Genomic DNA, 9,553 nt, shown 5'->3' with positions numbered 1-9,553 from the left:
GACGGTGATGACACCCTCGTTGCCGACCTTCTTCACCGCGTCGGCGAGGAATTTGCCGATCTCCTGGTCGCCGTTAGCCGAAATTGCGCCGACCTGGGCGATCTCCTCATTCGAGGTGACCTTCTTGGAGTTCTTCTGAAGGTCCGCAACCACAGCCTCGACCGCAAGGTCGATACCGCGCTTGAGGTCCATCGGGTTCATGCCGGCGGCAACCGACTTGGCGCCTTCTCGCACAATCGCAGCGGCCAGGACGGTCGCGGTGGTGGTACCGTCGCCAGCAGCATCCGCAGCCTTCGAAGCGACCTCACGCACCATCTGGGCACCCATGTTCTCGAACTTGTCGTCGAGCTCGATCTCCTTGGCGACTGCAACGCCGTCCTTGGTAATTCGAGGTGCGCCGAACGACTTGTCGAGCACGACGTTGCGGCCTTTTGGACCGAGCGTGACCTGCACGGCGTTGGCGAGAATGTCGACACCGCGCAGCATACGGTCCCGCGCGTCTACTCCGAACTTCACTTCTTTGGCTGACATACAAAATTCCTTCAGTCCCTATTAATTCATCCTTTGGCGCGCCCGATGGGCTCTCCTCAGGAGGGGTGAGCTGCGAGCTGTGAATTAGGCGGCTTTCTTCTTGGAGAAGACATCGGTGAGAACACCCATCACGTCGCTCTCCTTCATAATCAACAGGTCTTGCCCATCGATCTTGACCTCGGTGCCGGACCACTTGCCAAACAGCACGCGATCACCGACTTCGATGTCGATCGGAATTAGCTTGCCGCTATCATCGCGGCCTCCCGGGCCAACTGCAACGACTTCGCCCTGCGATGGCTTTTCCTTGGCAGTGTCGGGGATGATGATGCCGCCGGCGGTCTTCTCTTCTGCGTCGATGCGCTTGACCACGACGCGGTCGTGAAGCGGACGGAATTTCATAGAGGTCTCCTGAGCGTGTGAACAAGTTGAAGTTAGGCACAATGTGACAAGCAGCCCGTAGCAAGAGTCAGGCCAGAAATGCGCTAAGCGATCTGCCCTTCCAGTACTGCTGAAGCATTCAGCGGCTGCGATTGTGTTGTCCAGAAGCAAACGCGCAGAGGTGCACCAGCCCGCCCGGCTGTCGTGAAAATGACATTGCGTTTCTTCGAATACTGCATTGATCCCGGGAAGACTTCGACGTTGCTCCGGTGGTCGTTGAACAGGTCGAAAGGCCTCGCGTGTTGGCGGCGGTGCTGGCATTGCACATGATTGCCTGACGGCACCATCTAGCAGCTGTGGCGGGCAAAGCGTGCGGTCCACAAACGGTGTCCAGCGGCGGTGCTCAAACCCTACTGACTTCACCCTGGTCATCGTGCCGGCAGCACTTGAAGAAATTTGCGCGCGCCGCGAAAGCTTGATTGCGCCGGACATCGCGTACCGCTGTGCTTTCACGGTTGCGTTCCTCGCCTGCGTTTCCGAGGAAGAGAGTGCCGGGAGCTACTATCTGAGATGGCGGCCATGAGCCGAGAGCGCGCATTTTTGCGCAATTGTCATCGAGATGAGGGGCTGTTGCTATGCACGAGGGGCCACTCTGCTCGGCACGTGCCATAAATCATATCCGGCAGGTGGCGCTTGAACCAAGGCGTTCTTTCGGCTGGCAAAAAGCCAAGACGGCGATCTGACTCACTGAGGCCGCATTTTCCGGCGATAGGGTCGAGAATTGCATCGCGAGGTGCTCGATAGACTCCCTCCTTTTGATGTCGATGGCATCCAAACAGCTGTCGAGGATCGAAGGGATTGGCGGATTTAAGAGCAATATACCTTGATATACGTTGTGCAGCTGCTTCCGGCGTGTGATCGACTTCCAAGTCAAAATTCATCCGATCTCCGCGCACCATGGAAGAGCATCTGTGTCGTCCGTAGAAGTACATCAGCACATCGTCTCACTTCTGCAGAAGCCGAATCCGGTCATCCTGGATATTGGCTGCAATGATGGGACTGATACGCAAAAGTTCCTCGAGCTGTGCCCGCAACCCGAGCTTTACTGCTTTGAGCCGGACCCCCGAGCGATCGCGCGCTTCAAGAAGAAGCTCGGTCCATCCCTCAATAAGGTGAAGCTGCTAGAAATTGCCATCAGTGACCGAAACGGGACGATCGACTTCCATCCGAGTAATGCAGATGGGGATGCGAAAGATTGGGACCTGTCCGGTTCAATACGCCGCCCAAAGAATCATCTTACCGAGTATGATTGGGTCCGGTTTGATCGGCCTGTCTCGGTTGAAACACGGCGGCTTGACGACTGGTGCAGCGAAGCCAAATTGGACGGAGTCGATTTCATCTGGATGGACGTTCAGGGAGCCGAAGCCGACGTTATCGCCGGCGGTATGCGGACCTTGAGCAACACGCGCTTTATCTACACCGAATATAGTGATCGCGAGCTCTACGAAGGGCAGTTGAGCCTGCAAGCCATTCTTAGCTTATTGCCATCATTTGAAGTGGCGGCTCACTATCCGCGCGCAGTGGAAGGTGATGTATTGCTCAGGAATACGCGTGTCTAGCAGCTACTCATATCTAGCGTCTCATTCATGCCGCGCCTGATCAACGGACTCTGTGATGGCCGCACCCGCACAACGGTGATCGTCAAGGCGGGCGGCTATCGTTAGCCCGATTGGTGTGCGGTTTCGGGCCGGCGTGAGCGCCAGCCGGTCCGTAGGGTGCGGCCAGCGCCATGGCAGTCAGCGGGTCCATCCGATCCTGAGGAGCTAAGGCCGTGGCGCCGTGGCGCTGCCGTGGCGATCGGACAGCCGATGTAGCAGCAAGGCGTTCGCACATTCATGACGCCGCTTCGTCGGTTCCGCTCTACCGGCAGTCGCCAGGATCTACTGCCGATCACGCCAATCCATCGCGCGGCCTCGTCGGCGCGCCCCAAACCGGGTCTAGCTTGCTAATGTCACTCCATCCCAACGGCAGAGGGCTGGCTGTATTGGAGGGCTGACATGGGTCTCTTCAGCCGGAAGATGGCCGGTTAGGCGATGCGCGATCTCATGCGGCCGGCGTCTCTTCCGCGCCGTCGATGCCGATCCGCCAGCAGCGGCCAAGAGCCAGATTGATCCATCATTCCGATGGAGGTGCACGGTACGCTTCACATCAATGTCGTACTGCCCTTGCCAGTGTCGGCGTGCCGCATCGATAAGCGGCAAGGTCGAGTGCCAGGATATTGCGCCGTGCAGTGCTGCACCGTGCGCCCAGGCGGCACAGCCCGCGAGAGTCGAGCCCCGTCGCTCGGTGATTTGGAAAGTTCGTCGGTTGAACCGCGAGCCGTTGCGCAGAAATTCAGGTAGATCCCGCTCGGCACGTCAATGATCGGGCAGGGGCGTAGAGGCTCAAAAAACATCGCCGTGTTTGGATGACGAACGAATGGTCCAGGATACGAGGTTTCGTTTTGAAGGAGGGAGAGCCCAGTAGTGTCTTTGTTCACATTGAAACAAGGTCGCCACGTCCTCAGCAGCAGACCACATCATGACGCCGGTCCGGTAATCCATTCGCGTGGCCTGTTGCCCGCGCCTGATCCCCTTACTTCATGGAAAGCCGGGCTGTATTGCAGTTCCGAGCAGGGCGAGGCCAGCACTCTGAAGCGTTCCCTCGTTTAAAGCTGCGTGCTGGGCAACCACGAAGCTGTCGCACATGGCGCGTGCTAGATTGCTGCTGGTATAGAGCGCCTCAGTTCCAGCAAGACCGCTCGAGATCCTGCAGACCTCAGCGCCCTGCCGCGCGGCGTTCGTCGCGGCGAGCCGCACTTGCATCGTGGTGCTCAGATTTACCTCGCCCGTGAGCGCTTGCTTCCACAGCTCTTCCGTGGCCTCGTAAAAGAAGGAACGAGCGGAACGTAGCATGGATTCGGCTTTGGCGATTTCAAGTTGGACATAGCCGCGCTGAGCCATCACGGGCGCTCCAGTGATCGAGGCGCGGCTTCCGGCCATGGCGATCACCTCGTCTATTGCGGCTCGCGCAATCCCGATGCCGACGATCGCATGCGCTTGCGCAGCGAAAGCGACGGACGGATAACGATAGATCGGCCCATCAAGTGTTGCCGGACCGCCGCGGATCAAGGTCCATTGCTCTGGCACAATGACGTCGCTGACGACAACGTCGTGGCTTCCGGTGCCTCGTAGTCCGATGACGTCCCAATTGGGCCGGATTGTCACCTTCTCTGCCGGAATCACCGCTACACGCGGGAGGTCTCCGGCCGGATCGTCTTCCAGTTTTATACCAACTCCTATCAAATCCGCCCCGGGCGAGCCGCTAGCGAATGGCCACACGCCGTTCACGACAAATCCGCCGGCGCATCGCCTGGCGGGCTGGAGCGGGAAGAGCGCACCCGCCAATACGACGTCAGGTCCATTGGCGTACACTTTTCGAAGCGTGTCGTCCGGAAGAGCAGCGAGGTAGCGAGCTCCATCCCCGAAGCTGGCGACCCAACCGGCGGATCCGTCGGCCTCGGAGATGCGCTCGATCTGGCGGCAAAATTCGGCTGGTGTTCGCTCCTCGCCGCCGAATCGCTTCGCGACCATAGCCCGATAGATACCGATGCGCCTGAAGCCGTCGATGATCTCTTTTGGAATTTCCTGCGCGGGGCCAAACTCGTTGCGACGCGCACGGATCTCGACAAGTAGCGGCGACAGATTATCCCAGGTCGCAGCCGCGGTGTGGGATACAGGACATTGCTTTTCGGGTGAAGCGTTCATAGATCGTCCTCCGCGTCTTGTGCCGACCATGGTCGTGCGTCAGCCATTGACTGCGCACGGGGCGAAGCTGGGTGATACGATACCGGCTGGAGGACATTCTCAGAGCTGTCGCAGTTGATATCGCTTGCATGAGATTGCGCACGGTAGCTTCCCAATTTAAGGGCCGGGAAGCCAGACTGAGATGTAGCTGTTGCCGTTGCATGGAGGCTGGCCGGCAAAACAGCCGGTAGACGGCGGCGCGACATCGGCCCGTGGTTGCCGGGCTGGATCTCCGGCGGCTGGTCGGGGGGGCATGCGATGTCATGTCTTCTCCATGGACGTGTGCTCATACGTCGGACAAGCCGGGTCGAGCCAAGTGTGGAGTTCCTGAGCTATGCTCGGGAGGGCGCTCAAGCCTGCGACTTAGTTTTCCATCGTCTCAGCAATCGGCGTGCCATTAAGCATGTCTGCCGGCCTTGTCCGAATCTCGCGAGATCATTCCGCCGCGCCGTGCCACACATGCTCGTGTCTTCGTGTATACTTTCCGCCAATGTCATTGACTCAACAAGCCGCAAGCAAACCGACAGAAGCGGACCTCGATCGCCGACCGGCCAGATTCAACGTTAGTGCCAAAATTAAGACCCGCTCCGATCTCCCGATGCTACCAACAGCCCAATAGCTGTTCGTGCGACTGCGGGGAGCGCCTGGTTAGAAGCGGACCTCCAGACAGCTGGTGTTCAGCAAACGCACGGAGCTCAAGACGCTGAATTACGCGATCAAATCTGTTCGAGGCGCTGCAAGAGTACCCGGCTCATGCAAGCAAAGACAAGGCGCGCTTCGAAGAGGCCCCGGGGAGCTTAGGAGGCTCGTTGCAGCACACGAGCCGTCTACCTTCTGTCCTACAGGACGCAAGAAATTCGGGCAGAATTCTGACCTGTCGACCTCTTTTGCAGCCGCCGGCGCCTCCCTCTTCGGCGGTTTTCCAATGCTGAGATTTTGGCCGAGCTTGCCAAATTCGCGCAGCATGCCTGCGCCACGAGCGTTACGACTGATGAGGGATCCACGTTCTGAAGCTAGTCTTCTGTTTCCTACTGAGCGACGCCGTGGTTGAAGAGCTTGCTTGCCAAATCTATCGGTTGTTAGATGATTTCTGGCTGGCAGACGCGCTGCGCAACATTTGAATCATTGTTCTGGTATTCGCCTGGGCGGACAAATCTGGCACAACTTACTGTGTCCGCAGCGACTAACAACCTGATGGGTTTCGCGTACACGCTATGCAATTTGCGAGCTGCCAGTTTCGTCTCGTGTCGAACTCGTTATGGAGGACGGATAGTAAATTGTCCAAAGCGGGCGGGTCGCGCGACTGTGTGCAATATCAGGCAGCGCATGCGAGATCGTGGTGAAAACAACCATGCTTTCAACGGCCTTATCATTGCGGGCCGGGTCCTTGGCGGCGAACGAGACTATCATAACGAATGATGGCAGTCCTGCTGGTTGTTCTATGTGATCTGCAGCCCTGGCTGAGCTTGGTGATAAAGCAACACCATTCATGGCGTGCTCGATCGGAGCTAGAAGATCTCAGGATCGTCGCCGGCTCTGGAGTTCACAGCCAGGCAATGCGCTTCATCGCTATCTGCTACCGGAACCACGCTATTGGGTTTGCAACTCAATATGGAGGCATGAACGCTGTCGGACGCGTTAGGTGCGTTTCTTGATGCTCGCCGCGTGTTGCTAACATGAGTAGGTAGAACATGAGGAGAATCAAGACGCCACGCATACCGAAGGACTTCCCGAAGTGATCATTATTATGGAGCGGATGGTATCCGGGGCATTTGTCGCAGACGGTGGACCAAACAGCGGAACGGAAGGGCCGTATCACACGGCAGATGATTCGCCTCGGGTGTGAATGTGCTAGCGTCAGCTGACAATATCGACCTTACCGGTGCCGATCCGATACAGGCCTCCGACGACTTTCAGCCGGTTCTGCTCAACTGCAGCCGTCAGAATCGGGCCCGTCGATCTGAGTTTGTTCACATTGTCGATCACATTTTTTCGGGTTGCGTGGGCGGATATATCGCCGGCTTGCCCTAGAGATGCGTTCACCGCGGGAGCAAGTGCGGTCACCAGGGATGAAATGTGCCCTGGCGGCGGCTTATCTTGATGGAGCGACTTGATCGTAGCGTCTATCGCGCCGCAATGATCGTGGCCTAGTACGAGGATTAGCGGCGTGTTCAGTACTGCGACCGCATATTCCATACTGGCGAGCGTATCATCATTAGCGAAGTTGCCGGCGACGCGGCAGACAAACAGATCACCGAGCCCGCTGTCGAACACAAGTTCGGGCGCCACGCGAGAGTCGGCGCAGCTCAAAACCGCCGCATATGGATTTTGGCCTTCGACCAAAGCCGAACGCTCGCGCCTGAAATCGTCGGCTCGCGATGTACCCTGGACATAACGATCGTTTCCCATCAGCAGCCGCTTCAGGGCAGCATCTGGCGACAGCAGGTTATCTGGCTTGGGCGTGCCTTTTGCTTCCCTTGCATCGGCAATTTTATTGCCGAATCGTAGGAAAACTGTCGAAGCAGCAAACAACAACAGCGAACGGCGCGAACGCGCAGTGCTGGTTAAATGGTTCATATTTGGAGAATTGGCTGCATGCATGTGTCGCCTCATCGCACGGCCTTACGCCACCCGGTGGCTTCGGCTTCCGCTTCGCTACAAAGCCAGCGTTCGCTGCGCTTCTTCGTCATATCGATTAGTTCGTAGCTGGCTTGCCCTGGCAGGTGATAAATCCGCTCGCCGCTGCGCTCGACAGTGCCTTTTATCAGGCACTCGGGGGACGGTGGTTCCGACAGCAGGACTGATCCGAGCAGTACTTCCTGCGCGTCGATCGGAACCGACCACGCGCCGATGATCATCGTGCCCTTATTGCGGCGAGGCCAGTCCCACGGAGCGATGAACGCTCCCGACCACAGTCCGGCATGGGCTGTGCTTGCCGACAACTCATAGACAGCGTGAGATGCAGCAGCCGATAGTGCCCAGCCCGAGCGTACCATCCAGACATTCACATTCTCGCCTTCGATGAAGCAGTTACCGAGGGCTCGTCTGTACTCATCGACTCTCTGGGTGTGACAATCCCAGGTTCGCCCATTTGAATGCTTGATAAGCTCGTCGCGAGCAGCTACGCCGCAGGCCCATTTGCGACCGTTGGTGTCGAGACAAATCTGGTCCGTCTCAGGAGCTTCGATGCCTGAGAGCCGAACGTTGGTTTTCTCGATCTCGATCGTATTGCCGTCGAGGATGCGCGGAGCACCGCTGAGCGTCGCGGCGCAGACCGGAGATGTGACGAGAGCGAGCAATGCGAACATAATTCCGCGGTTCACCGACAATAACCTTTCGCTCCTGATCCACGTTTCACGCACGATACGGTGCCGATACATTCGGCTGCTTGACAGCATTATGTGCGTTATTCCGCCGGCATTTCCGAGCGCTCTATGAGCGCTTCGCCGGAACGCGAACCTACGGCCTGACGCTGCGTAAGGATCAAGTGATTTCTTCGGGGCGGGCGGCGGTATTCTTCGAGCATCGGCTCTCTCACTAGGACCGCGCTGTACCCTCCACCTGAGGGGGAAATCCTCGCGGGCGGGCCGAACGGGCGATGCTGAACAAACCCGAACCCCGGAATGTTGTGTTTTGCAAAAAAGGAGACCGACTATGAAGCGCCGGCGCTCGCGGTGGAGTCAGGCGTTGAGGAGCAACCTTGTTCTGGTCGGCCACGGCTCCCAGCGGCAATCTTGCCGCTGCCGACGGTTCTGCGATGAAATTTCGCATTTCACACGAAAAGATGTGAAAAATCTTGTCTGGCTCGCTCTGACCGATTTAGAAGAAGACGCAATGGAGTTCAGCGTAGACGCCCGCGCATAACTTAGCTCCTTGCGCGAGCAAACCGCGCAAATCCGATGCCTTTTCCGCCCGGCAGGATGATCGTTGATGTCGACCAGGGCAGGTGGAGCACAGTTATAGAAGTGTTTTCCATGCTTCGAAATCCGGATCTATGACGTGCAGACGAATGGGTGCCAGATAAGCTAGGGCCGAGCCAGTCTGGTCCTCGACGTTCTTGCGTACGGCTCTGAGCTTCCCGGTCTGCACGCTCCGAAATGCGCAAGCGCCCAGCGGTATGCTGGGTTGCTACCGGTGAACGGTTTCCGGTAACTTCCTCGCCGGCTTCGTCTCAGCACTCATTTCCTGGTGCCTTCGACGTTGCTACGCAAACTGATGTCCTCACACCGGGTGGAGTGAAGGCGGGAAAACCACATCTCGCAAGCTCGTGCGCGCCGCTGACACTAGGCGGAACAAACGGAATCGCGCGGCCCGACCTTCTTGCGACGGGACGGACTGCTGCGAGAAAGGCACCCGGACCGTTGCGGATGCTAAAACAAAGCAAGTGTAGAGCGCGTATGTCTTGCAATAGGTTCGAGGCGCTCCGCCACTGCGGCAAGATGTTGCTCTGCGGCGGTTTACTCAGGCCTTGGCTCTCCTAAGTCTTCCTCTTCTTTTGGCTCGGTGCGTTGGAACCAGGAGCCAGGGGGAAATTTCGCGATGCGTTTGGCAAAGGAGGATTGTGGCTCCCAATCCTGTCCTTCTCTCTTCTCGAAAGTGATGACCCCGTTGTGTGTAAAATAACGTGGTCCTTGGATACTACAATTCACCAAGAGCAGAACGCGCCACACGCCACCCTTCTCGGCCGGTTTATCATTCCGCTTCGGTAAGTAGTCCACTCCAACTGGTTCAATGATAGTGCAGCGGCCCTGCCGCAGAAGATCGTGACCTTGCCCCACGGGCTTAATCCAGTTTGAAGT

The 9,553-nt window shown here is 57.8% G+C and carries 6 protein-coding genes and 1 pseudogene; 1 reads left to right on the top strand and 6 read right to left on the bottom strand.

From position 1 onward, the window contains the following. Together IC66_RS0141355 and IC66_RS0141350 are read right to left on the bottom strand one after the other, a co-directional pair. On the bottom strand, positions 1–531 hold a 531-nt coding region (locus IC66_RS0141355; RefSeq protein WP_283806382.1), incomplete at its 3' end, for a TCP-1/cpn60 chaperonin family protein. Between the two features lie 84 nt (positions 532–615). After that, positions 616–930: a co-chaperone GroES gene (locus tag IC66_RS0141350; RefSeq protein ID WP_014497790.1), complete on the bottom strand. Its 315-nt coding sequence runs from the start codon at positions 928–930 to the stop codon at positions 616–618. A gap of 950 nt (positions 931–1,880) precedes the next feature. On the opposite strand from IC66_RS0141350, the gene IC66_RS0141345 reads away from it, so the two are divergent. Then, a complete protein-coding gene (locus tag IC66_RS0141345; RefSeq protein WP_028144322.1) occupies positions 1,881–2,528 on the top strand; it encodes an FkbM family methyltransferase in 648 nt (215 codons plus the stop codon). A 1,020-nt stretch (positions 2,529–3,548) separates the two neighbouring features. On the opposite strand, the gene IC66_RS0141340 is transcribed toward IC66_RS0141345, so the two are convergent. From IC66_RS0141340 to IC66_RS48065, 4 genes and pseudogenes are all read right to left on the bottom strand, one after another. After that, positions 3,549–4,715 carry a flavin-dependent monooxygenase gene (locus IC66_RS0141340; RefSeq protein ID WP_193375329.1) on the bottom strand — a complete coding sequence of 389 codons (1,167 nt, stop codon included), beginning with the start codon at positions 4,713–4,715 and terminating at the stop codon, positions 3,549–3,551. Positions 4,716–6,611: 1,896 nt separating this feature from the next. After that, on the bottom strand, positions 6,612–7,355 hold the full coding sequence (locus tag IC66_RS0141335) for a carbonic anhydrase (RefSeq protein ID WP_026312601.1): 744 nt from the start codon (positions 7,353–7,355) through the stop codon (positions 6,612–6,614). An 8-nt stretch (positions 7,356–7,363) separates the two neighbouring features. After that, a complete protein-coding gene (locus tag IC66_RS0141330; protein ID WP_014497787.1) occupies positions 7,364–8,077 on the bottom strand; it encodes a thermonuclease family protein in 714 nt (237 codons plus the stop codon). A 1,134-nt stretch (positions 8,078–9,211) separates the two neighbouring features. Next, positions 9,212–9,553 (bottom strand): annotated as a pseudogene (locus IC66_RS48065) (nodulate formation efficiency C protein); the annotation flags it as partial.

This window comes from Bradyrhizobium genomosp. III (genome assembly GCF_000261705.1).
GTDB lineage: Bacteria > Pseudomonadota > Alphaproteobacteria > Rhizobiales > Xanthobacteraceae > Bradyrhizobium > Bradyrhizobium ottawaense.
The sequence above is the reverse complement of the archived record's forward strand: the minus strand, read 5'-3'. Positions and strand labels throughout refer to the sequence as shown.

Bases quoted from the DNA above. Each gene is read 5' to 3' on its own strand.
- IC66_RS0141350 (WP_014497790.1), bottom strand. From the start codon at position 930: ATGAAATTCCGTCCGCTTCACGACCGCGTCGTGGTCAAGCGCATCGAC.
- IC66_RS0141340 (WP_193375329.1), bottom strand. From the start codon at position 4,715: ATGAACGCTTCACCCGAAAAGCAATGTCCTGTATCCCACACCGCGGCT.
- IC66_RS0141335 (WP_026312601.1), bottom strand. From the start codon at position 7,355: ATGCATGCAGCCAATTCTCCAAATATGAACCATTTAACCAGCACTGCG.